Raw genomic sequence first — 23706 nt, 5'->3', positions numbered from 1 at the left:
CCGTCAAAAAAATCCAATTATAACTTGGAATTGCCAGATGATTTCGATATCATCTACTGCTATCAAAAGACAGGCAAGATGTTTACTATGAAGAAGAAAATTAGTGTTGAAAACAAAAAATATATGGCAACTTTATTGTCGGTCATTAATTGCAAAGAAACTTATATTCTGCAGTGTCCATCTCTGGACACCACAGAATATTAAATCTTTTACTGATGTAATAGTCCGGAGAATCTGAACTATGTAATTTCTTCATTACTATTTCCTGGCTTAGCTCTCATCCTTTGTATTCTTGACTAAGCTGATTCCAGCAAAAAAGAAAAGTAAACCGATAATTCCCACCACGATAATCGGCATATTGGCTACACCTTTGGTGATTAAGCCATTTCCTACATAAATAAGGCCACCTATCCCAAGTAGGGTTAATATTGTCCCAAAAATTCTTTTGACGTTCATGATATTATTTTTTATTAGGTTAGTATCCTCTATTTTTGACTTGCTGGCATTTTTCATTTCCCAGCATATTTATCAATTATCTTTTTAAGGTCAATTCCCTTTCCTAGCACTGGCTTAAATATATCGCCTTCACTTTGCAATCGCTCCAACGTATTGAAAATATGAAAATCACTCATTTTAAGTCCCTTTTTAACTTCATCCCAATGCAGAGGCATAGAAACAGTCGCCCCAGGTTTTGGTCGCACAGAATACACCGATGCAATAGTTGCATGAGGCCTGTTTTGTAAAAAATCAAGATACATTTTTCCCTTACGGTCTTTAATGACCCGTTCCAAACTTGTATAATCAGGAAGTTCTTGATGTACCAAGGTGACTATTACGCGAGCAAATTCTTTGGACTGTTCATATGTATATTTATTTCCCAACGGAATATAGATATGAAGACCGGTCGATCCACTTGTTTTGCAGTAAGAATCTATACCCATATCATCTAAAATCTGTTTTGTAACCTGTGCGGTTTCGATTACCTGATCAAAAGAGTTTTTATCAGGATCGAGGTCTACGATACAGTATGTCGGATGTTCAGGTTTTTTTATTGTACTATTCCAGGGATTCATCTCTATACAGCCAAGATTTGCCATATATAACAATGTTGCTTCATCTTTCCCAACAAGGTAGTGCTTGTCCTCATTATCTGTTTCACTCCTATACAAAAAAGTATCAGCCCAGTCCGGTGCTGTATCTGTCACATTTTTAAAATAAAAGCTTTTACCTTCAATACCATTGGGAAATCGGTTCATACTCTGAGGGCGGTCCTTTAAATAAGGAAGAATAAATGGTGCTACCTGGTAATAGTAATTGATCAAATCGCGTTTAGTAATTTTTGCTTTTGGCCAAAAAACCTTATCCAGGTTTGTAAATTTAAGTTCGTGCTTATTGACGGTTTTCACCTGTGTCTTTTCAGTAGGATTCAATAAGGTTTTCCTTTTCATTTTGCCAGCAGGTTTTATTATTTTTTCATGATGTTCATCAGTAATCTGAGCTGTATCAATTTCTTTTTCAAGAATAATTTCCATTGGGTCTTTATCTTCCCGCATCCCCTCAAAGGAAGGGTGACGCATGACTCCATCACTGGTCATTTCTGTAAAACTTATTTCACAGATAAGTTTAGGCTTTAGCCATGTAACGGAAGCATGAGGGGGATTAGGCCGAAATCGGGAAGGTTTGTTGACATCAGGCTCCTCAGAAAAAGGAGGCTTATTAGTGAACAGTGGTTTAAATTGTTCCATCATCTCCTTCTGCAACTTGTCATTAAATCCTGTGCCCACTTTTCCTTTATACACAAGATCTTTACCTTCATAAACTCCTACAAGGATGCTGCTAAAAGATTTTCTGGAGTCATCATTCAACGTAAAACCTCCAATAACCACTTCCTGTCTTTTATTGGCTTTGATCTTAAGCCAGTCCTTTGTCCTTACATGTACATGGTACAAACTATCCTTCTTTTTGGCCATTATGCCTTCAAGTCCCATGTTCTTTGCAGCTTCCAAAAATTCTATCCCGGAAGTATAAAATGGTGTACTGATTTTTATTATATCATTCTCCTCTAATATTTCTTTTAGAATTTCCTTCCGCTGACATAAGGTAAGGTCTGTAAGGTCCTTTCCATCATGCCATATAATGTCAAAGACATAGTACAGTAAAGTTCCGTCTGCCTCACTGCGCCAGTTTTGTAATGATCCGAAGTCAGCCTTGCCATCCTCCCCTACAACGACTATTTCTCCATCCAAGATAACATTAAGATTAAGCGCCTTGAGCGAATCATATACCGGATAAAATTTCTCGTTAAAGCTTTTGTCATTACGAGATTTGATCTCAACCTTGCCCCCTTTTAAAAAGGACACTGCCCTGTACCCATCCCATTTCACTTCATAGAGCCAATTTTTATCTTCAAAGGGCTTATCCACAAGTGTAGCAAGCATTGGTTGTACATGATTGTAAAAAGCCTTCTTTGGCGCGCCTTTTAAAATCTTATCCACATCAATATCCTCCTTCTCTGATCTGTTTGAGCTTAATTGTTCCTCAATGAGTTCTGGAGTCGTTTTTTTTTCAGTAGTCTTATCTTTGAGCCTACTCTCCTTTTTTACATTAGGTTTTCCATAAACTTTATCTGGAGATTTTTCCATCTGGACTATTGTCTTTTTGGAAATCACGGATTTATCTTTTAATGTAATATCCCTGGTCGTTGCGTATTTATCTTCAAGCTTCATCAGAAGCCAGCTATTCTCGCCCCTACCATAAGCTTTTACCAAGGCGAATTCTCCTTTTAGTTTTTTACCATTTAGCTTTATTTTCAACTTACCGGCATGAAGTTGGTGCAATAGATTTTCCTCCTGCTTTTTCAAATCTCCTTCCACTGGCTCCGAAGGTTCATAAGTACCTTCGTCCCAAACAATCACCGTACCCCCACCATACTGTCCCTTTGGGATAATACCTTCAAAATCCCGGTAATCATATGGATGGTCTTCAACCATCATAGCAAGTCTTTTAATATTCGGATCCAGGGAGGGTCCTTTAGGAACCGCCCAACTTTTTAACACTCCGTCCATTTCAAGACGAAAATCGTAATGAAGATGGGAAGCATCATGTTTCTGAACAACAAACCTCAATTCTTTGCCAGATGGCTTACCCCCAAAGGGTTCGGGAGTCTTTTCTTCTGACCGCTTTTCACGATATTTTTCTAAAGCCATACCAATTGTTTTTTAAGTTAATGGATTTTAGAATCTAAAAATTTGGCCGCACTTAACAAATGCACAGCTGACACTCTAATGATGCAAGTATTGCTATTTTTGGTGACGCTTCCTTAAGTAATCTTCTAATGTTTTTCGGTCATTAGAACCGTTTTCTTTTATAGCACCGACAACGGCTTGTGAGGTTACTCCCATTTTTTCCTTGAAATACTGGATTTCATAATTTTCTGAACCACTTACCTGTTTGCGGTCTTTTTTCCCTTTTTTGGATTTATCGTCTGTCATGGTTTAATATTTTAAGTGATTTACATTTGGTGATTAAAAAAAATACAAATATTACGCCGTTACGTATTATTTATTTTTACATAAGATAACCAAAACTAAAAAGTTTAAAAACATAAGACTTATGAATGAAAATTGTTGTATAAAAATAAATTAGTGATCAAAATCGGATCTGTCAGACTTTACAGCAATCTGTTTCTTAAAGCTAATATATTAACTGGGGGTTGTAAAATTGATTTCAGTAACCATGTATTCACAGGCAAGAAAAAATAGCATTAAATTATATTTCCTTTTCTTTAATAAGTATTTCCTGCTGTATTCAGTTATAATATGATTTTACTCATAAAAACTATAATGGTATTAATTATACTTTGATAATCAAATTTAAAACTGCTATGAATACTAGGAAATATTTATCTCTTACCTTGAAAATCTGGCGACAGAAAAATAGAAAAAGTAAAGGAAAATTTGAAGTATATATAATTTCTGGTGTTTCTACCGATTCTTCCTTTCTGGAAATGCTGGATATACTTAATGAACAGCTAATTTATGAAAATAAAGACCCTGTTGCTTTTGATCATGACTGTCGTGAAGGAATTTGCGGAATGTGTTCTTTATACATAAACGGAAGAGCACATGGTCCGGACACAGGAATTACAACATGCCAGCTCCATATGAGGATGTTTAACGATGGAGACACTATTATCATTGAGCCATGGAGAAGTATTGCATTTCCTGTTATCAAAGACTTAATGACAGACCGTAGTGCTTTTGACAGGATAATGGCAGCAGGTGGATTTATTTCTGTCAACACTTCAGGAAATACGCTGGATGCCAATGCTATTGCTATTCCCAAAGAGAATGCTGATAAAGCAATGGACGCTGCCGCCTGCATTAGCTGCGGAGCATGTGTAGCTTGTTGTCCGAATGGTGCTGCAATGCTTTTTGTTGGTGCTAAAGTTTCTCATTTTGCATTACTGCCACAAGGAAAGATTGAAAGAAAGAGAAGGGTTTTAAATATGGTAAAAGCTATGGATGATGAGGGATTTGGAAATTGCTCTGTCATTGGAGCATGTGAAATTGAATGCCCCAAAAGTATTTCACTGGATACTATCGCCAGAATGAACAGAGAGTATATGAATGCCTGGCTTAGTGAAGAATAGGGCGAGATTCTACATTGTAATTTTAATTATTTAATAATGATTTTAGTAACCGGAGCTACCGGAATTCTCGGTAGGGTAATTGTTTTGGAACTTCTCAAAAGAGGCAGAACTGTGCGTGCCACAAAAAGAGACTCCAGTGATTTGGAAGAAGTGAAACAATCATTGAAGTATTACTCAGAAAATGCTGAAAGCTATTTTAATAAGATAGAATGGGTGACGGTAGATTTACATAACAAGGAAAGTCTGCAAAATGCACTTAAAGATGTTCAGGAGGTATATCATTGTGCCGCGAAGGTAACTTATGATCCGAAAAAACAGAAAGATGTTACCCAAGTCAATGTTGAAGGAACTGAAAACATAATTGAATGCTGCCACCGTTTCCATAAAATAAAGTTTCTGTATGTAAGTTCCGCAGCTATTTTCAATAAAGGAAAATGTGAAAAACTTATTGATGAAAATTCAGATCTTATCAGCGGTGAAAACAATACAATATATGCCATCTCAAAATGCAATGCGGATAAAGCGGTGCTTGATGCATTTCATCAAGGTTTAGATACCATTATCATTAATCCGGGGATGATTATCGGAAGTGGTAACTGGCAAAAAAGCAGTGGCGAATTCTTACAAGTTTTTGCTAACAGATTGTATTCTTTCCCTGGCGGAACAGGATGTGTAGATGTAAGGGATGTAGCAGAAATCGCTATCGAACTGATGGAAAAAAATATTTTCGGAGAACGTTTCATCATCATTTCAGAGAACAGAAAGTACAGCGATCTGTCTAGACTAATTAAAAAGACGGTTAATCCTTTTATTTTATCTGAGAACATTTTAAAAATAGGGAGAATTTTAAATATTCTTTCTGGAGGATTAATCCCAAAATTAAGATTACTGACCAAAGCAAACATAGAATTTTTAACCTCTTTCTCAAAAATGTCTAATGCTAAAATTGTAAAAACTTTGAATTATGAATTTATTACTGTGGAAGACAGCCTCGATTTCCATATCAGGAATTTTCTGAGTAAAAAAGAATGAAGCAGCACGTTTTGTTGATCAAATAAATGGACAGATACAACAAGTTCAACGCCATTCAGATATTAATTAAACTCCTGTCAAAAGAAATTGTGGCTGCTCTTGAAAGTTTCTCTTAATCTACTATCATGGTACTATTATCATTAAAAAAAATTGAGCCTTCCTGCAAACCAATAGTACTCGTTTTTATATACAACATTTCTACAGCAGGTTCTCTACCTCTACTTTTATGATTTTAAGGGACCATTTTCAAATTAAGGCTGTATTAGAGTTGTACATTTAAAGCATCAGTTTTGGGATACAGCTCCAACTTTTTGTAAAGATGATTTCTCCTTTATAAGCAGAGAAGTAAGTAAAATTTTATAAGCAGAAAGCCTAACTGATATATGCCAAAATATTTTTTTGAAACCCATAATACTGTGTTTATTTTCCCACTTTTATTCTTAAAAAGGCTGATAATTCAGTCTCTATCATGTATCAAGGGAAAACTGTAGATTTATCGTATTGTCAAACCAATTTTACAATAGAGTAATTCGGGTTTTATGAGTGACTTCATAATGGTACGAATTAATACAAAATTTTTCTGTTAATTATTTTTACAATTTTTTCTTTTTCCATACGTTTGATAGCTTTTATGGCAGTTTCTACACGAATTCCTGTAAGACTGGCAAGTTGCTGTCTTGTAAGAGGTACTTGGAAAGAGAACGTAGCTTGCTCTTTTTGAAAACTTTTCATGTAATCCATAACGCCAATAAGCCTTTCCTCCGGACTTTCCAGAGAATTTTTTTGAAGCATAATATATTTGTAATACAGCCCGTCTGATAGCTCTTTGCAGAAATTAAAAAAGAGAAGTGGATGCTTTGCCAGCATCTCTAAAAAATCTCGTTTACTTAATCTAAGAATAGTACTGGCAGTGATAGCTACTGCACTCATTGGGTATGGTTTATCATCAAATAAAAGCGACTCACCAAAACTTTGTCCATCAAATAGAATATTCTGGATAAATTCTTTTCCTTCGGCATTATAATTATTCAGTTTAACTTCACCCTTTACTATTTGATAATAATATAACGGTGCGCCTCCCTCGTGAAAAATCGTTTCTTCTGGATTGTATCTTTTTAACCCAGCACCAGCTGAGCTTAAAATTTCTTCGCTAATAACATAATCTTTTTTTAACTGTTAATAATTTTAAATAATCATCTTCGTAAAAACTTATTTGGTAAATAAAATGTGTAAAAATGCTTCATTAATGGATCATCAAAGTCGATAACGAGAAGCTGTAGTTATTAAAGCATAACATCCGGTATTTTACAGCTCTTGAATCTATTTTTTATGGCAATTTTAAAGTGATTTAAAAACTACTGCAGAGTTATCACAAATTTTTTGAAGTGCTTTTGAAATTTCATTCATCCCAAAAACAATACATCCTGCAAATCTTAATTTGCAGGATGTATTCATGTTTTTACGCTTTCAGAAAAACTCTTGTTAAGCATTTGCGGAGAGTGAGGGATTCGAACCCCCGGACCTGTTACAGTCAACAGTTTTCAAGACTGCCGCAATCGACCACTCTGCCAACTCTCCCTGAACTCCGGCTATACCTTCGTTTTCAGTGGTGCAAATATAGAGAGTTTTTTATTTCTGACAAAATATTTTTAGCAGTCTGTGAATAAAATATTAAAATTTATACACAAATGCATTAATATTCATCCCTGCTCCTACCGAGGCAAACAAGACTATATCTCCTTTATCGATATCATGGGAATCCAGTTCATCTTTCAGGATCATGCTTAGTAATGAAGGGATTGTTGCCACACTGCTATTGCCTAGTTTTTTGATAACCATAGGCATAATATCTTCGGGCATAGGTGTATTGTACAACTGATAGAATCTTTTAACAATAGCTTCATCCATTTTCTCATTCGCCTGGTGGATGATAATCTTATTCAGCTGATCAATTCCATAGCCACTGTCATCCAGACATTTCTTCATTGCATCCGGAACATTTGAAAGAGCAAATTCGTAAATTTTACGCCCATCCATTTTAATGTATTTGGTATCCGGGCATTTGTCATTGTTGTATGATTTTCCGAAATATAAATAATCTTTTTCGGTCAGGGTAAAAGAGGCTGAGATATGGGATTTTATTCCGTTTTCTTCCTCAGAGATCTCCAGAATGGCTGCCCCTGCCCCATCTGCATAGATCATACTATCCCGGTCGTGGATATCCACTACCCTTGATAAGGTCTCAGCTCCGATAACCAGGCATCTTTTGGCAATACCGGATTTAATGAATGCATTGGCCTGGATGATTCCTTCGATCCATCCGGGACATCCGAATAATACGTCATAGGCGACGCAAAAATTATTTTTGATTTTTAATAGGTGTTTCACCCTTGAGGCAAGACTCGGAACCGTATCGGACTGAACAGTTCCAAAGCGGACGTCCCCAAAGTTATGGGCAAATATAATATAATCCAACGTTTCAGGATCAATTCCTGCATCTTCGATAGCTGCTTTGGCAGCAATAAAGCCCAGATCGGATGTAACCTGATCATTGCTCGCATATCTTCTTTCTTCAATGCCCGTAATCTCCTTGAGTTTACTGGCAATAATAGCATTACTTTCTTTTAATGACTCGCCGCTTTTGTTTATAAAATTGTGTTTATCAAAGAATAAATTGGTAATGGTTTCCGGGGGGATGTAGTTTCCTACACCAATGATTTTACTGGTCATCTAAAAGTTATGATCTATTAATCCATTTTTGATTTAAGAATTAATTCGATAAATATAACGATTAATTATAAAAAAAAGTATTTGAGATTAGAGATTGTCTTCTTTTTTTACTTAATCTGTTATGTATGTCATAAGCATTTACTGAATTTTAATTCACTAATGCACCTCTTATAAAAAAATAAAATAATCTTTAACTGAGTAGGAATCAATCATCAACCTGGCATCAAAAACTCTTAATCTTATAAAACCAAAGAACGTTATGCCTCAGCCAAAACTTCTTTTGTTTCATAATTTCTTTCCCAATCTTCCAATAAATTTAAAATGGGCAAAAGAGCAAGTCCCTTTTCCGTGAGGGTATATTCAACCCGGGGTGGCAGTTCTTTAAATTCCTCTCTAATTAGCAGTCCATCCTCTACCATTTCTCTTAGCTGGTCGGTAAGAACCTTACGCGAAATGACATGAATGCGGGCTGCAATCTGTCCAAACCGTAATTTTCTGTCATTAATTACCATAACAATGACAGGCTTCCATTTACTTCCCAGGGAAGACATAGCCTTTACCAGGGGACAACAGTGCTGGGTTATTTTATTTTCTTTCATAAGTTACAAGCCGGTTACTATCGTTTGTTACGACAAAGTTACCACAATTTTTTTTCTAATAGGTACAAAAACGAATTATTATTAGTTACTTTGTGTAACAAAAGAATAAAAATTATTAATAAAAATTAATAGAAAATGAGTACAGACGCGTTATTCACTCCATTTAACTATAAAAATCTACACCTTAAAAACAGAATTGTAATGGCTCCCATGACAAGAGCACAATCGGATAATGGTGTACCTACACAACAAATTGCAGATTATTATGGCCGTAGAGCAGCCTCAGAAGTTGGATTAATCCTTTCTGAAGGAACTGTAATCAATCGCCCTGCCTCTAAAAATATGCAGAACATCCCTGATTTCTACGGTACTGAAGCATTGGCAGGTTGGAAAAATGTAATCGATCAGGTTCATCATAACGGGGGTAAAATGGGACCACAGATATGGCACGTGGGCGACACCCGTTCATCTGACGACTATCCTTTGGTTCCAATGGAAAAAGCTTCTACTATGTCTCTGGAAGATATTCAGGACACCATAAATCAATTTGCAGCTTCAGCGAAATCAGCTAAAGATTTAGGCTTCGATTGTATTGAGATCCACGGTGCTCACGGTTATCTTATCGACCAGTTTCTATGGGAGGTTACCAATACAAGAACTGATGAATATGGTGGCAAAACAATAAAGGAAAGAACCCGCTTTGCTGTAGATGTAGTAAAAGCAATCAGAGCGGCTGTAGGAGAAGATTTTACAATTATCATCCGACTTTCGCAGTGGAAACAGCAGGATTATAAAAGCAGGCTGGCCACAAACCCTTCTGAGATGGAAGATTGGTTGCTTCCTTTAAAAGAAGCGGGAGTAGATATCTTCCATTGTTCACAACGTCGTTTCTGGGAGCCAGAATTTGAAGGTTCGGATCTTAACTTTGCCGGATGGGCAAAAAAAGTAACCGGCCAGCCAACGATTACCGTAGGGTCCGTAGGACTTAAAGGTGATTTCATGTCGGCATTTGCGGGTGAAAGCTCAGAAAAATCTGACCTTACGGAATTACTGAGAAGATTAGAAAGACAGGATTTCGACTTAGTGGCTGTAGGCCGTGCTTTACTGAACGATTATCAGTGGGTGAAAAAAGTAAAAGAGGGAAAATTAGAAGAACTTTCAGGCTTTGCAGCAGAAAGTATGGGAGTTTTGTATTAAACCGTTACAACAATTTCTTTGTTTATATATAAAGTTTTCTTCAATAACCGGAAATCTAATCTCCTGATGATTTCCAATGTGCAAAAAGGATTTCAGAAAGTATTCGGAAATTACTGGCATAAAAAACCTTCAAGTTTAAGACTTGAAGGTTTTGTTTTTTTAATAAAGTTGTTCATTATTTCACCACGGTCGCTTCGAGCTCCACTGTTAAAGTTTCAAACAATCCTGTTACTTCAAGTATGGTAACTGCCTGTTCAATACCATGCCTGGCGATCCACTCCTGAAGGATAGGAAAATGAGGCCACAGCTCTTTCGTAGATGTGGTGTAAATATTTAATCTGACGATTCCTTTGCATTCATAACCCGCACTAGTAATTACTTCCTCCAGATTGGTTATAGCCTGTTCCAGCTGGGATTTCATATCCTGTGTACTCGAAGTTCCGTCAGGATCAATAGCCGCCTGCCCTGAACAGTATAAGGTAGCTTCTGCATTTTTCACTTCTACAGCCTGGGAATAGCTTCTTTCTTTTTGCCAGTTCCAGGGATTGATTGTTCGCTTTTCCATTGTTGTTTGCTGTTTATATTGTTGTAGCAAAGTTGCAATATATCATCCACTGGAACAACTCTTGACATGGATCACGATTATGAAGTGATGAAGATCACTCCTTTATAAAGAAAAGCGGCTTAAGGTTTCCCTCGAAACGCCAAGATAAGCAGCAAGAAGAGATTTAGGCACACGCTGAACCAGTGCCGGATATTGTTTAAGCAGCTGATCATACCTTTCTTTCGTAGAGGAGGTCATCATCGAAAGTATACGTTGCTGGGCTGATATAAAACCAAAGTAAGCTTTCTCAAGAAAAAAATGTTCCATTTTGGGAATCTCACTGCATAATTTTTTATATCCCTCCAATGTTAAACACAGAACTTCCGTATCTTCAACGCATTCCAGAGACATCTTTGCTCTGGATCCTGTGTAAAAAGCTTTGAAATCACTCTCCCACCAGTCTTCCATGGCAAAGCCTACAATATGGCTTTTATCGGTATCATCAGTGTATACCAATTTTAAAAGCCCTTTTAGAACAAAATAATTGCAGGATACAGACTCCCCTTCCTGAATCAGGAATTGGTACTTTTTATATTTCTTCCTCGTGAAATACGAGGAAATGATGGTAAATTCCTCGTCACTTACCGGAACAACTTTTTCAATATGTATTCTTAACGGATCCTGCATCTGTAGTAGCTTCGAAAGTATAAAAATACTACTTTTACTTTCTTTATCATTTAATTTGATCAGAATGGTCACGTTTTTCCCCTCTGATGGGTCTTAAATAGAAAAGGCATGCAGGAAAATTATCGTCAGCTATTGACTTACGCTTATAATATTACAGGTTCATATGAAGATTCACAGGATCTCGTGCAGGATGTTCTGGAAAAATACATTTCATTGGATAAAACAGAAATCAGGAATGAGAAGAATTTTTTAATAAAAAGCACCATCAATCACGCTATAAATTTTAAAAACAGGCACACAAAAAAGATGGTATATGGAGAGTGGCTTCCGGAACCGTTGTCTTTTGATAATGTGGAAAACAGACTTATTCAGGAACAGACTGCCCGTTATACTTTGCTTGTTCTTTTAGAAAAACTAACGGCTAAAGAACGTGCTGTCTATATATTGAAAGAAGCTTTTGACTATTCCCACCAGGAAATCGCACAACTCCTTGATATCTCTGCTGAAAATTCAAGAAAATTACTGAGCAGGGCAACGAAACACCTTCAGAATATCGAGTATAAGCCAGATCATATCAACTCTTCGATTTCCCATGAAACCCTTTCTCAATATCAAAAAGCATTAAGCGAAGGAAGCATCCCGATGCTTGAGGAGCTTTTACTGAACGACATCAGGCTTTCTGCAGATGGCGGACAGCGTGTCCGGGTGATAAAAGCAGTGGAAGTAGGAAAATCAGCTACAGCTGCCCTTCTTGCCTATGTCCAGCAGCAGTTTCTTAACCACAAACCTTTTACTTTTCACAGGTTCAGTCATCAACCAGCCATATGTTTCTGGAGGGAAAATCAGATATACAACTGCCATATTTTAGATGTTGATCGTGATGGCAGAATCCGGGAGATTTATTCCATAGTAGATCCGGAAAAATTAAAAAGATTAACATAAACGTCACGTTTCCGAGAAGCGGTGTGTCTTTAAAGAAAAAAGCAGAACATGACAACACTACTTCGCCTCGACAGCAGCCTCAGGATAAATGATTCCTATTCCCGTTCCATGGGTGATTATTTTACAGAACAATGGAAAGTAAAATATCATGACGGAATGATTATCCGGAGAGACCTGACCTTACAGCCTATTCCCCATCTGACCCAGGAAACACTCAATGGATTTTTTGATGACTCATTACATTCAAGACACATCGGATTGTCCGATCTGCTTATAGATGAGCTGTATTCCTGCGATGAGATCCTTATTACCTCTCCGATGTACAATTATGGAATTGCCTCTTCATTAAAAGCATATTTTGACCTTATAGTCCGGACGAAAAAAACCTTTGCCTATGACACCAATGGAATAAAAGGGCTGCTGACCGGTAAAAAAGCATACCTCATTACGGCACTGGGTATTCTTCAGCCTGCTTCTCAGGAAAAAAATCCTATTGAAATTCAGGTCACAAGCATATTAAACCAGCTGGGTATCTTAGATATAAGTTATTTTCCGATGGATGGAATGGTAGATCCGGAGCAAGCAGCTATAAAAATCCAACAACAAAGAAAGCAGATTAATCAACATTTAAATCAATCAGATTATGCAACAGATAAAACAGACTATAGAAAAATTTATTAAAGCAGGTGACACCAGTGATACGAATCTTATGGACGAAGTTCTTCACAAAGATTACCAGAATATTCAGGATGGATTTTTCGAACAAAAAGGGATTTTTATTATTTCCAAAGAACAATACATTGAGTACATCAGCAATAAAACCTTTGGCGGAAAACCTAGAACCCTTGCTTTTGACTCAATTGAGCAAAAAGGGAATATTGCTATTGCAAAACTCAGCCTGGAGAGCGATGTGCTCCGCTTTTCATCTACCATTACATGTATACAGGAGGATGAAAAATGGCAGGTCATTACCAATATTCCGGTGATTGAAAAGAAATAAATTTCACCGTAACCTTACTTACAGCCGGTATAGAAAATATCTATACCGGCTGTAAGTATAATAATGGTTTTTAAACTATAGAAATTATCCGGGGCAATATGTTTAGGAATTAAAAAAAATTAAAGAGATTTGCAATATAATTTACTTCATCATTTGAATGTTAAACTAAAATTATAATGACTGCCCAACCTGTTATAGCCATTCTTTTTCCCGGAGACATGGGAACACAAATCGCCAGAACCTTAATCAAAAATAAATATACGGTTATCACCGCAGGTGAAGGAAGGTCGCAAGTGACGCTCCAAAATATTAAAGATTCGGGAATCCATGATGTGAATACTCTACAAAACATAGCAGAACAGGCAGATATTATTATTTCATTGGCAAATCCTGAAGCAAGTCCGAAGGTGGCAGAAAATATAATCGGCCATCTCAAAAACACGGATAACCGACCTGTCTTTATAGATCTCAATTCCAATACTCCTCAGATTGCTTTATCTATTGAAAAAATGTGCAGTACGGGGAATATCAGATTTGTAAACGGAGCGGTAATGGGTGCTTCCAAAGATGTTCCGGACCAGGCAACATTTGTTGTAAGCGGTATCTGGAGAAACTTATTTGCAGAACAATTCGGCGGGATATTTAAAATAAAAGATGCCGGTGAAAAAACAGAAGCAGCTTCAGCTTACAAGCTTCTGTTTTCAATGGTCAATAAAGGAATGAACGCTTTGTTTTTTGAAACAATGATCGCTGCGTCTCATTATGGCATTCTTGATGAACTGAATGAAAGCCTTCAGGCATTTCTTCCGGGAACCTATCAGGATCTGATTAAAACAACTCCTACTTACCCACAGCATATTTCAAGAAGGATTGATGAAATGAAAGGTCTGACCGATATGCTCAGAAGTGAAGGACTTCCCAATACAATTGCTGCCGGTACCGCTGAAACTTTTGAAAGGGTTGATGAATCCGGTATTTTTAAAAACGAAAAATTTGATGGTGTTACAGAAGCTTTTAGGAGTTTTAAAAAATTAAAATAAAATTCAACCAGCTGTCATTATTATTTATACGTCCCGAATATCCTGTCCCAGATGGAAGTGTAGAAACCAAAGTTTTTAGTTTCATCTACATGATGTTGGTTATGGAATTGTGTTGTTCCCACAAAATACTTGTTAAACTGAGGCGGGAAAAACTCTTTATTCAAATGGCCTATTGTTCCCCAAATGAGATTGATAAGAAGATACAGACTAATGGAGAGAACAGAAAAATCGTAACATACCAGTACGACCAATATCATCAATCCAAATCCTATTGTTTCTGCCGGATGCAATACAAAAAGGCTTAAGAAGTTGGTGTTAACATGTTCATGATGTCTTCCATGCAATCTTTTATAAAAGTAAGGTGTATGGGCAATGAAATGAAAAAAGTACATACAGAGATCCATTAATAGGATTAATACCAGGACCTCTAAAAAAACGGAAACCGCTGAAAACCTATTTCCTAATGTAATCCAATGATTTTTCCAAAGGAAAACACCGCAGAGCATTACTAAACAATTACAGAGAATGGTTACGAAGCTCAGATAATAATCCGACCGCATGACAGGATGACTATGCTCCTGTAGCTTATTTTTGGGACAGGTCTTTTCAATACTCAGGTAAAGACCTATTGAAAAAAGATACAAAGCGATATTTACAGCCAGGCTAGCCCCTACCCAATCCAACCAGGTCAACCGTTCCAATATTTTTATATATTCGGGAAATCCCGATCCGCTGAAATTCAAAAATCCGTTCTCTATCATGAAGTATAAAAGTATGAATTTCAGGACAACGGACGAAATGAAATGCGTAGTAATTTTACTGCTGAAATATCGCTTCTTATATTAAGAATTCTTTATTTGCTTATTTCCGGAATCGGCTTTCAAGATCATGTAAGCCAAACCTAAACCCAGTCCCGCTGCAATGGCTAATTTTGTCTTTTTGGAAGGGACGGGCAGCATGGTTTCCCCATAAATGCGGTGAGGCTCTGACGAAGGCTTTAAAATATTACCCGAATCAGGTGGAGCATTTTTAGCTTTCATCATCATTCTCATCCCTGCAGAAGCTACATTAATGATCGGTTTCGGAAATAATCCGTAGATATTTTTAAGAAGTAATGAGGTAAAATCGGGAAACAGGTCTTTTCTGGGGTTCTTAGCCAACTCCACAATTTTTTTGGCTGTGTCCCGGGGATCTGCTGCAAACGGCGGAATTTTAAAATCCAGTCCGGAATATTTTGCCGAATGCATATTTCCGGTGGATCTTTGAATCTGAGGATAAATATTACAAATATGAATATCCGGATAATCGGAAATCTCTCCCTGAAGACAATCCATCATACCGCGAATTCCGAATTTTGTTGATGAATAAACAGCACTGTAAGGAGCCGGCATAAAACCACCGATAGAAACATTATTAATTAAGATTCCCTCCTGCTGCTTTTTGAAGATGGGGAGCGCACTGTAAGCCCCATGCATATATCCGAACAAATTTGTTTTGATTACCTGCTCATTGAGTTCCATGGGTATTTCTTCAAATTTTCCGCTTGCCATGACACCGGCATTATTTACCCAAATGTCAATTCTTCCGTTAAATTGAATGGCTGTTTCAGCAAGATGAGCAACTTCTTCAGCTTTTGAAACATCTGTAGGTACCCCTATTACCGCCACTCCAAGATCCCTGCAAAGGCTCACGGTTTCATCAAGAGCTTCTTTACCCCGGGCAGCAACTACAATATTACATCCTTCCAAAGCAAATGCTTCCGCAGTAGCTTTACCAACTCCACTACTTCCTCCGGTAATGACTACGGTTTTCCCTCTTATACTCTTTTTTAATTTAGTCTCAGATTTCATTTTGTAATTGATTTGGTTAATGCTTATAATCAACCTATTATCATGCCATAAAAGGTAATCTAGTCCATTAATATTCTAATTTTTATATGTTTTTTATAATTAAAAAGTTCAAAACAACTATACTACAACTATAGATTAAGATCGAATAAATCAGCTTTACTATAGTGTATGCGGATATAAACAAGAAGGTATAAAAACCTCTGTATCTTTTAATATACTACGTAATTGATTTTATCCACTCCGGTGTTTCCTGTTTTGGGATCAAAAGCATAAACAATGATCTCATAATTTCCCGGTGCAGAAATAGAAGTGTTCCCTTCAAATAGGTTGGTAGAGACTAGTGATAAATTGATTTCACTTACCCGTTTTCCATCTTTATTAACCAAGGCTTTAGTTTCAAACTTATCGGAATCCCATACACCACCTTTATCGATCACACAACCGCACATCATAACAATATTGGCCTGTATCTGAAAAGGCTTTCCACTGATTGAGCTTAATCCGATATATTGATGCGTTCGGGGCTTTAAAATATCAATAATAAACCCGGGTATTTCCAGGATGATCCCGTCGCCCAGAATATCTTTTCCAGGAATAAGCCATATTTCCGTGCTTACTTTCGCCTGTGCCTGTTTATGATTGAATGGTGAAAACACTTCTATACTTACAAAAGTAGGTTCATCAATATTAACCGTGGCCAGAAATTTACCGGTTGCATCATCAACAATAGAACTATCTCTATGTTTTGGAGCTTTCATGATCAGATCCGTATTTCCTGTACTGCCACTGGTTTTTCCTTCAGCCAAAATGGTATTATTGATCTTATTCCTTACAATCACATACGCTCCTCCCAGAGAACTTCCGATGAATTTAGCATCTTTAGCTTTCGCTCTAATGGTTATTCTGGTCTCTTTTGCAAAGGAAAATACGCAAAATACCGAGAGAAGAATGATAAGGTATTTTTTCATGGATTTTTATTTTAATTGGTTTTTATACTCCTGTTTGAAGCGATAATAAAAGGAGGTCTCCTCCAAAGAGGCTTCAATAGTATCAAGGTATTTTAAGATGGTGAGATCTTCCTGCAATACTTTGAGAATGGCAGCCTCACAGCTGTTCCAGAGCATTTCAAATTCAGGCATTAATCTTAATGCTTTGGGAGAAAGTGATACGATCTGTTTTCTTTTATCCGAATCATCTTTTTTTACATCCAGATAATCTTTGGCCGCCATTTTTTTTACCGTGACCACAACAGACGGATGGGAATATCCCAGACTTTCAGCAATATCTATCAGAGATAATTCTCCTTTATCCCTTAGGATCATAAATATCAGATACCAGTTGGGCTCTATGTCGTAATCAAGATCTTTATAAAGTTTCTTCACACTGTAAGCCATCTTTTCACTGATCCTTTTAAACCGGGAATCAAGTGCCTTATAGCCAAGCTCTTTTATGAAATCGTTGTTCATGGAATTGTACATATTGGACATTCAAATATATAAAAAAATATACACAACTATATAGGTGGCTATATATTTTTTGAAAAAAAAGTACAAGATCATGAATAGAAATAAAAAATCCTTACTTTGTCAGGTAAGGATTTTATACATCCGGTATGATAAACACGCTTTTTTATCCGGTTTATCCTTTCAGGTATTTAGCTACCTTTTCTTCAAGATCATCCAGGTTGAATGGCTTGGCAATATAATCATCAGCCTGAGCGCTTTCCGCCAACGCATTGATATCATTGTTAGCCGTTATGTAGATCACAGGGATCTTTTTGAACTCTTCATGGTTTTTTAGAAGTTTCGTTGCTTCTACTCCCCCGATATTGGGAATCCAGTTATCCATTAGAATCACATCCGGCTGAAACTGTGATACCTTATCGATGATATCATGCGACGTTTCTGAAATCCCTACTTCATAACCACTTTCTTCAAAAATGATGGTTGCAACGTCCAGGATCGTCTTGTCATCATCAAAAATTAAAATTTTCTTCTTACTCATATATATTAGCTTTAATTTAAAACCGGTTTAATTGATTAATGCACTCTGCAAGATTTTCAGGAGTAATGATGAGATCATAGCTCACTCCTTCCACTGCATGTCTGGGCATATAGTTAACCTCCGCGGTATCCGGGTCCTGGATCCACACCCTTCCATGATTTTTTTTAATATACTGTAAACCTTCTACTCCATCGGCATTAGCACCGGATAACAATATTCCGACAAGACTTTTCCCATATATTTCTGAAGCTGACTTAAAGGTTACATCAATCGATGGACGTGAATAATTCATTTTTTCCGAACTATCAAGAGATACCAGCTCTTTACTTTCAAATAAAAGATGATAGTCGGCTGGCACAATATAGATCTGATTATTATTTATTTCTGTTTTATCTTCAATTTCCGTTACTTCTATAGAAGAAAACTGCTGCAGCAAAGTCGGTAAAATGCTTACGGATTGAGATTTACGGTGAACAACCAATATAATGGGAAAGCTGATCTTATGATCCAGCTTTTTCACCATATCCAGTATCACCTCTAAGCTTCCCGCAGAACCTCCTATAACAATGAGTTCAATATTCTCTTCTATTTCTTTCATATAAAATATTAATGATGGTCTACTTTCTTCCAGATCCGCTGATCATCGGCCTGATGATAATATCTGTTCAGATTCGAAAATCTAAGAGTTTCTTTCGAACCTAAAGCAAGATAGCCCAGATTTTCAAGGCTATCGTCAAACAGCTGAAAAACACGCTCCTGTAAAGCTTTATCAAAGTAGATGAGCACATTCCGACATATAATCAGCTGAAAACTGTTAAAGGAGCTGTCTGACACCAGATTATGGGTAGACAAAATCAACTTTTGCTTGAGACTTGAATCAAACATTGCACTATCATAATTGGCCGTATAATAATCTGAAAAATCTTTTTTACCTCCTGAAAGTATATAATTCTCTGAATACAATTTCATCTGTTGCAGAGGAAAAACTCCGGCACGGGCTGTTTCCAGCACAGAAGGGTTAATATCCGTAGCATAAATCAGTGATTTCTGATAAAGACCGGCTTCCTTCAATAATATGGCCATAGAATAAGCCTCTTCCCCGGTTGAACAGCCTGCCACCCAGATTCTGATTAAAGGATAGGTTCCCAATTGGGGTAAAATATTTTCCCGTAATGCTTTGAAAAAATAGGGATCACGAAACATTTCCGTCACATTCACCGTAATTTCCTCGATAAAGTGCTTCAGATAATCCGGATCATTAAGCACAGTATATCTTAACTCTGCAAAACTGGCAAACTTATCGATCAGGCAGATCCTGTTTACCCTTCGTTTAAACGAAGCCCTGCTGTACATGGAAAAGTCATAACCATACAGTTCATAAACATCTTTTATCAGATGCTCTACCTCTTCATCCTTTACAATACTTGGTTCCAGCATCTACGACAGTTTTTCAATGGCAGTTAATAAAAGATCGACATCGATAGGCTTTTTCACATAATCCTGTGCTCCAACATCAAGACATTTCTGGCGGTCTTCCTTCATGGCTTGTGCCGTCACGGCAATAATGGGAACCTTACTGATCGAAGGCGTTTCGCGGATAATCCTGATGGCTTCATAACCATCCATTTCCGGCATCATCATATCCATCAATACGACTCCGATCCGGTCGTCTTTTTGTAAAAGTTCAATGGCTTCCTGTGCCATTGTACAGCTCTCCATTTGATATCCTCTGGCTTTCAGAGTAAGTTTAAGTGCAAATATGTTTCGCGGATCGTCATCCACGATCAAAATCTTTTTTTTCATCAGAAGTGAGTTTTTTTAACTTTCATATAACCAAACACGCAACAAAGATAATAACTGATCTACATCCACAGGCTTTGATATATAATCTGATGCCCCGGCGGTAATGCACTTTTCACGGTCGCCTATCATGGATTTTGCCGTAACGGCAATGATCGGTAATCTGCTGAACGCCTGTTTTTTTCTTATTTCCTGTATGGTTTCATAGCCATCCATTTCCGGCATCATCATGTCCATCAAAACAGCATCAATATCCGGATGTTCTTTAATCTGTTCTAAAGCCTGCTTCCCATCCATCGCAAGGATGACTTCTACTTTGTATTTTTCCAACGTTTTGGTCAGTGAAAATATATTCCGTACGTCATCATCCGTAATCAGAATCTTCTTTCCACTTAATACTTCAGTAAGTGATCCGAGATTTTTGTTTCGCGGTGCTTCGGTACTTTTCTCTTCAACCAAATGTAAGAATAAACCGACTTCATCCAATATCCTCTGATATGAATGTGCCGTTTTAACAACAATAGAGTCAGCATATTGTTTGATCTTCAACTCATCAGAGGAAGACAGGTTGTTTTCTGTAAAAATAATGATCGGAAGATTTTCAAGGCCTTCATAGCTTTTGATTGATTCTATGATCTTATATCCTTTTCCTCTTGCCGGTCCCACATCCAGGATAACACAATCTACCTCAGCTTCCGTAAGCGCCTTTATACTGTCCTCCACATTATCTTTCACTGCCAGAGAAATATCAAAATTGCTTAAGAAATATGACAATGCGCTGGCGTGTTTAGCATTCTCCTCTACAATAAGAACTTTTTGAGGTGATTTTCGAAGGGCTTCTTCAATTTTTTTAAATACATCCGTCATCTGTTCAAGGGCCACAGGCTTATTAATAAAGTCAATGGCTCCTCTCATAATACTTTCCTGCTTTTTAATATGCAACGAAGACATCATGTGCACCGGAATAGGTTTGGTTTTTGGGTTGGATTTCAGCTCATGCATTACCTGCCATCCATCTTTTACCGGCAGCTGAATATCGAGTAAGATAGCTAAAGGATGATATTGTAATGCTGCAGAGAGCCCATGGTCTCCTCTTACAACCACTACTCCTTTATAATTTTGTCTGTGGGCATACTTCAGAAGTGCCTTTGCAAAGTTGGTATCGTCTTCGATGATCAATATAACTTTGTCATCCTTCGTAATATTATCCCGGTCATCTGCTATTTCTTCAGGAATTTCTAAAACCGTAAGCGGTTGTTCCGGTTCTTCTTCATATCCTGCAATGTTCTTAATCTCCTCTACATCTTCTTTTATGATCTCTACCAATTCTTTATCAAGTGATACCTGGACCGTTTCTGAGACCGCCTTTACCGGAATTGTTAAACTAAATTCACTTCCTTCGTTAACTGCACTGGTAAGCGATAGTTCTCCACCCAATAATTTGGCAATCTCACGGCTTATGGATAATCCTAAACCTGTACCTCCGAATTTACGCTGGGTAGATCCGTCTGCCTGCTGGAATGCTTCAAAAATAATTCTTTGCTTATCTTCCGGAATTCCGATTCCCGTATCTTTTACGCTGAAGGTAATAAAGTCTTTATTTTTAGGATCTTTTTTAATATACAGCCCCACGCTTCCTTCCTGTGTAAATTTGAAAGCATTGGAAAGCAGGTTACGTAAAACCTGATCCAATCGTAACCGGTCCGTTTCTATAGACTTTTGAAGACCTTCTTCTATTTCAAGGTCAAATCTGATCCCTTTTTCATTAACCAAAGGATTGAACAGGTTTCGCAGGTCATTCACCACATCTTCCAGGGCAACGTCATCATATTCCAGAACCATTTTCCCGGACTCAATCTTAGCAAGATCCAGGATCTCATCGATCAATGTTAGCAAACTTCTTCCGGAACTCTGGATTACTTTCGCTGACTCTACCTGGTCCTCATTCAGATTTTCTTCCGGGTTCTCTACCATTAAACGGGAAAGAAGCAGGATAGAATTAAGAGGGGTCCTCAATTCATGCGACATATTGGCTAAGAATTCTGATTTGTACTGCGTACTTAAAGCCAGTTCTTCCGCTTTTTTCTGGATCTCTATATTACGTTCTGCAATGAGGTGATTTTTTTCTTCCAGTAATTTTGAACGCTCTTCCAGTTCTGCATTCGTCTGCATAAGCTCTTCCTGCTGAACTTTCAGTTCTTCTTCTGAAGCCTGAAGCTTTTGTGTCTGTGCCTCGAGTTCAGTATTCAGGTTTTCAAGTTCTGCATGCTGTACCTGAAGTTCTTCTGATTGTGCCTGCGTCTCTTCCAATAAACGCTGTTCCTTTTCACGACCTTTTGCCGCACTTATGGCAGTTGCTATATTCCTGCAGCTATCTGCGAAATAATTGATTTTATCCTGATCGAAATTTGTGGTTGAGCCCACTTCCAAAACTCCGATACTCTGCCTGTCCAGAGTAATCGGGATTACAACGAGTCCATTAATCTTTAATTTGCTGCTGGCAAATGTTGCCGCAAAATCTTCGTCGTTAAGGTCGTTATATACCTTTGTTTTCTTCTGAAGAAAGACCTGTCCTACCATTCCCTCTCCCGGTTCGAAAGATTTTTTCATATTATCTTCCAGCGCTACAGCACTGTTCAGGAATAATTTACCTTCATCAAGCAGGTAGATGGCACCATTGGTTCCTCCTCCGTATTCGATAATATGATTCAGGGAATTGGTAACAACCTCTTTAACAGACTTATTCCCAACCAGAGATTCATTCAGTAAAGCCAATCCTTTCTGGTGCCAGTCGCTTCTGTTTATTTTATCAAAGGATTTCTTTAGGGAGTCCGTCATATTATTCAGTGATTCCACAAGATCTCCAAGATCATCCTGTACATTATCCACAGCCCTTTGACTATAGTCTCCGTTGGCAACTCTATTGGCAATCTGCTGGATTGCACTTACCCGTTTTGTGATTTCCAGATCTTTTGCTTTCAACTCTTTTTCAAGCTTATCCCTGCGGAGAAGGTCACTTCTTAATTTAAGATAAAAGAAAGTAGTTACCACTATGGCTGCAAGTGCTGAAAAAATGATAAAAATAACAGTTGTGTTTGAGGAACGGTTAAGATCTTTGTTTTTTATTTCAAGCTGAATTTCTTCATACCGTACAAAATCACGAACGATCTTTCTGCATTTGTCCATATAGGATTTGCTTAAAATAAGCTGATCCTGCGTCATTACGATTCCTTTGCTCCTGTTTTCAACAAATTGCTTAAGGTTATCGATATTCGTGTTCACATTATATTCCAGATCCGCCAAACGCTTTAGCTGTGCCTTATCTTTAATGTCTAAGGATTTAGCATAGGCAATTGCTTTAGGATAGGCTGCAACGCTTCTGTTATAGGGTTCCAGAAAATTTTGCTTGCCGGTAAGCTGGTATCCTCTGTTGGCAGTTTCTGCATCCAGGAGGGAAATTAATATATCTTTTACTGCAGTAATGGATCTTCTTGTACGGGAAAGGCTTTCGCGGTTTTCCATCTGTTTCTGAATGCTCCAGTACGATGCTACGGAACTTGCTATTAAAATTAACAGCGAAAGCCCGACTCCAAATTGCAGATTTCTTATAACTTTTTGTGGCATAAAAAA

General features: G+C 37.4%; 24 protein-coding genes and 1 tRNA gene. 7 read left to right on the top strand and 18 right to left on the bottom strand.

Features of this window, described 5'->3' with window-relative positions; translation table 11 throughout:
• Positions 1 to 270: 270 nt before the first annotated feature.
• The 3 genes from MTQ00_RS03025 to MTQ00_RS03015 form a co-directional block, all read right to left on the bottom strand.
• A complete protein-coding gene (locus tag MTQ00_RS03025; protein ID WP_273647682.1) occupies positions 271 to 513 on the bottom strand; it encodes a hypothetical protein in 243 nt (80 codons plus the stop codon).
• On the bottom strand, positions 510 to 3206 hold the full coding sequence (gene ligD / locus MTQ00_RS03020; protein ID WP_273647681.1) for a DNA ligase D: 2697 nt from the start codon (positions 3204 to 3206) through the stop codon (positions 510 to 512). The genes MTQ00_RS03025 and ligD overlap by 4 nt, the downstream gene beginning before the upstream one ends.
• A gap of 93 nt (positions 3207 to 3299) precedes the next feature.
• Positions 3300 to 3491, bottom strand: a complete 192-nt coding sequence (locus MTQ00_RS03015; protein WP_273647680.1) for a DUF3606 domain-containing protein — start codon at positions 3489 to 3491, stop codon at positions 3300 to 3302.
• Between the two features lie 392 nt (positions 3492 to 3883).
• Here MTQ00_RS03015 and MTQ00_RS03010 point away from each other — a divergent pair, with 392 nt between their 5' ends.
• Both MTQ00_RS03010 and MTQ00_RS03005 read left to right on the top strand, forming a co-directional pair.
• The gene (locus MTQ00_RS03010) at positions 3884 to 4651 is read left to right on the top strand and encodes a succinate dehydrogenase/fumarate reductase iron-sulfur subunit (RefSeq protein ID WP_273647679.1); all 768 of its coding nucleotides are present in this window, start codon (positions 3884 to 3886) and stop codon (positions 4649 to 4651) included.
• A gap of 36 nt (positions 4652 to 4687) precedes the next feature.
• On the top strand, positions 4688 to 5683 hold the full coding sequence (locus tag MTQ00_RS03005) for an SDR family NAD(P)-dependent oxidoreductase (RefSeq protein ID WP_273647678.1): 996 nt from the start codon (positions 4688 to 4690) through the stop codon (positions 5681 to 5683).
• A gap of 564 nt (positions 5684 to 6247) precedes the next feature.
• Here the strand turns inward: MTQ00_RS03005 and MTQ00_RS03000 are convergent.
• From MTQ00_RS03000 to MTQ00_RS02985, 4 genes are all read right to left on the bottom strand, one after another.
• Positions 6248 to 6826 (bottom strand): Crp/Fnr family transcriptional regulator, encoded by a 579-nt coding sequence (locus tag MTQ00_RS03000; protein WP_273651045.1) that lies wholly within the window; start codon positions 6824 to 6826, stop codon positions 6248 to 6250.
• Between the two features lie 350 nt (positions 6827 to 7176).
• Positions 7177 to 7261, bottom strand: a tRNA-Ser gene (locus MTQ00_RS02995).
• Positions 7262 to 7354: 93 nt separating this feature from the next.
• Positions 7355 to 8413 carry a 3-oxoacyl-ACP synthase III family protein gene (locus MTQ00_RS02990; protein ID WP_172278118.1) on the bottom strand — a complete coding sequence of 353 codons (1059 nt, stop codon included), beginning with the start codon at positions 8411 to 8413 and terminating at the stop codon, positions 7355 to 7357.
• A 257-nt stretch (positions 8414 to 8670) separates the two neighbouring features.
• Complete coding sequence (locus MTQ00_RS02985; RefSeq protein ID WP_172278116.1) at positions 8671 to 9012, bottom strand: winged helix-turn-helix transcriptional regulator; 342 nt, start codon at positions 9010 to 9012, stop codon at positions 8671 to 8673.
• 135 nt (positions 9013 to 9147) lie between these two features.
• On the opposite strand from MTQ00_RS02985, the gene MTQ00_RS02980 reads away from it, so the two are divergent.
• Positions 9148 to 10209, top strand: a complete 1062-nt coding sequence (locus MTQ00_RS02980) for an NADH:flavin oxidoreductase (RefSeq protein WP_273647677.1) — start codon at positions 9148 to 9150, stop codon at positions 10207 to 10209.
• Positions 10210 to 10384: 175 nt separating this feature from the next.
• Here MTQ00_RS02980 and MTQ00_RS02975 read toward each other — a convergent pair whose 3' ends face one another.
• On the bottom strand, positions 10385 to 10774 hold the full coding sequence (locus tag MTQ00_RS02975; protein WP_273647676.1) for a RidA family protein: 390 nt from the start codon (positions 10772 to 10774) through the stop codon (positions 10385 to 10387).
• Positions 10775 to 10876: 102 nt separating this feature from the next.
• On the bottom strand, positions 10877 to 11440 hold the full coding sequence (locus tag MTQ00_RS02970; RefSeq protein WP_273651044.1) for a Crp/Fnr family transcriptional regulator: 564 nt from the start codon (positions 11438 to 11440) through the stop codon (positions 10877 to 10879).
• 108 nt (positions 11441 to 11548) lie between these two features.
• On the opposite strand from MTQ00_RS02970, the gene MTQ00_RS02965 reads away from it, so the two are divergent.
• From MTQ00_RS02965 to MTQ00_RS02950, 4 genes are all read left to right on the top strand, one after another.
• Complete coding sequence (locus MTQ00_RS02965; RefSeq protein ID WP_273647675.1) at positions 11549 to 12382, top strand: sigma-70 family RNA polymerase sigma factor; 834 nt, start codon at positions 11549 to 11551, stop codon at positions 12380 to 12382.
• A 48-nt stretch (positions 12383 to 12430) separates the two neighbouring features.
• On the top strand, positions 12431 to 13063 hold the full coding sequence (locus tag MTQ00_RS02960) for an FMN-dependent NADH-azoreductase (RefSeq protein ID WP_273647674.1): 633 nt from the start codon (positions 12431 to 12433) through the stop codon (positions 13061 to 13063).
• Positions 13026 to 13382 (top strand): nuclear transport factor 2 family protein, encoded by a 357-nt coding sequence (locus MTQ00_RS02955; protein WP_273647673.1) that lies wholly within the window; start codon positions 13026 to 13028, stop codon positions 13380 to 13382. The genes MTQ00_RS02960 and MTQ00_RS02955 overlap by 38 nt, the downstream gene beginning before the upstream one ends.
• 176 nt (positions 13383 to 13558) lie before the next feature.
• Positions 13559 to 14422: an NAD(P)-dependent oxidoreductase gene (locus tag MTQ00_RS02950; RefSeq protein WP_273647672.1), complete on the top strand. Its 864-nt coding sequence runs from the start codon at positions 13559 to 13561 to the stop codon at positions 14420 to 14422.
• Positions 14423 to 14442: 20 nt separating this feature from the next.
• On the opposite strand, the gene MTQ00_RS02945 is transcribed toward MTQ00_RS02950, so the two are convergent.
• From MTQ00_RS02945 to MTQ00_RS02905, 9 genes are all read right to left on the bottom strand, one after another.
• The gene (locus MTQ00_RS02945; RefSeq protein ID WP_273647671.1) at positions 14443 to 15183 is read right to left on the bottom strand and encodes a sterol desaturase family protein; all 741 of its coding nucleotides are present in this window, start codon (positions 15181 to 15183) and stop codon (positions 14443 to 14445) included.
• Between the two features lie 81 nt (positions 15184 to 15264).
• A complete protein-coding gene (locus MTQ00_RS02940) occupies positions 15265 to 16272 on the bottom strand; it encodes an SDR family oxidoreductase (RefSeq protein WP_273647670.1) in 1008 nt (335 codons plus the stop codon).
• A gap of 209 nt (positions 16273 to 16481) precedes the next feature.
• Positions 16482 to 17240 (bottom strand): hypothetical protein, encoded by a 759-nt coding sequence (locus MTQ00_RS02935; protein WP_172278096.1) that lies wholly within the window; start codon positions 17238 to 17240, stop codon positions 16482 to 16484.
• Between the two features lie 6 nt (positions 17241 to 17246).
• Positions 17247 to 17738 carry a MarR family winged helix-turn-helix transcriptional regulator gene (locus MTQ00_RS02930; protein ID WP_273647669.1) on the bottom strand — a complete coding sequence of 164 codons (492 nt, stop codon included), beginning with the start codon at positions 17736 to 17738 and terminating at the stop codon, positions 17247 to 17249.
• A gap of 172 nt (positions 17739 to 17910) precedes the next feature.
• Positions 17911 to 18276 carry a response regulator gene (locus MTQ00_RS02925; protein ID WP_172278092.1) on the bottom strand — a complete coding sequence of 122 codons (366 nt, stop codon included), beginning with the start codon at positions 18274 to 18276 and terminating at the stop codon, positions 17911 to 17913.
• A 16-nt stretch (positions 18277 to 18292) separates the two neighbouring features.
• Positions 18293 to 18874 (bottom strand): chemotaxis protein CheB, encoded by a 582-nt coding sequence (locus MTQ00_RS02920; RefSeq protein ID WP_273647668.1) that lies wholly within the window; start codon positions 18872 to 18874, stop codon positions 18293 to 18295.
• 8 nt (positions 18875 to 18882) lie between these two features.
• Positions 18883 to 19713 carry a CheR family methyltransferase gene (locus MTQ00_RS02915; protein WP_273647667.1) on the bottom strand — a complete coding sequence of 277 codons (831 nt, stop codon included), beginning with the start codon at positions 19711 to 19713 and terminating at the stop codon, positions 18883 to 18885.
• On the bottom strand, positions 19714 to 20079 hold the full coding sequence (locus MTQ00_RS02910; RefSeq protein ID WP_172278087.1) for a response regulator: 366 nt from the start codon (positions 20077 to 20079) through the stop codon (positions 19714 to 19716). It lies immediately after the preceding gene.
• A gap of 15 nt (positions 20080 to 20094) precedes the next feature.
• Positions 20095 to 23700, bottom strand: coding sequence for a response regulator (locus tag MTQ00_RS02905; RefSeq protein ID WP_273647666.1), 3606 nt, complete (start codon positions 23698 to 23700; stop codon positions 20095 to 20097).
• Positions 23701 to 23706 lie beyond the last annotated feature (6 nt).

Origin of the sequence: Chryseobacterium sp. B21-037 (genome assembly GCF_028570785.1) — a bacterium.
Classification (GTDB): domain Bacteria; phylum Bacteroidota; class Bacteroidia; order Flavobacteriales; family Weeksellaceae; genus Chryseobacterium; species Chryseobacterium proteolyticum.
The sequence above is the reverse complement of the archived record's forward strand: the minus strand, read 5'-3'. Positions and strand labels throughout refer to the sequence as shown.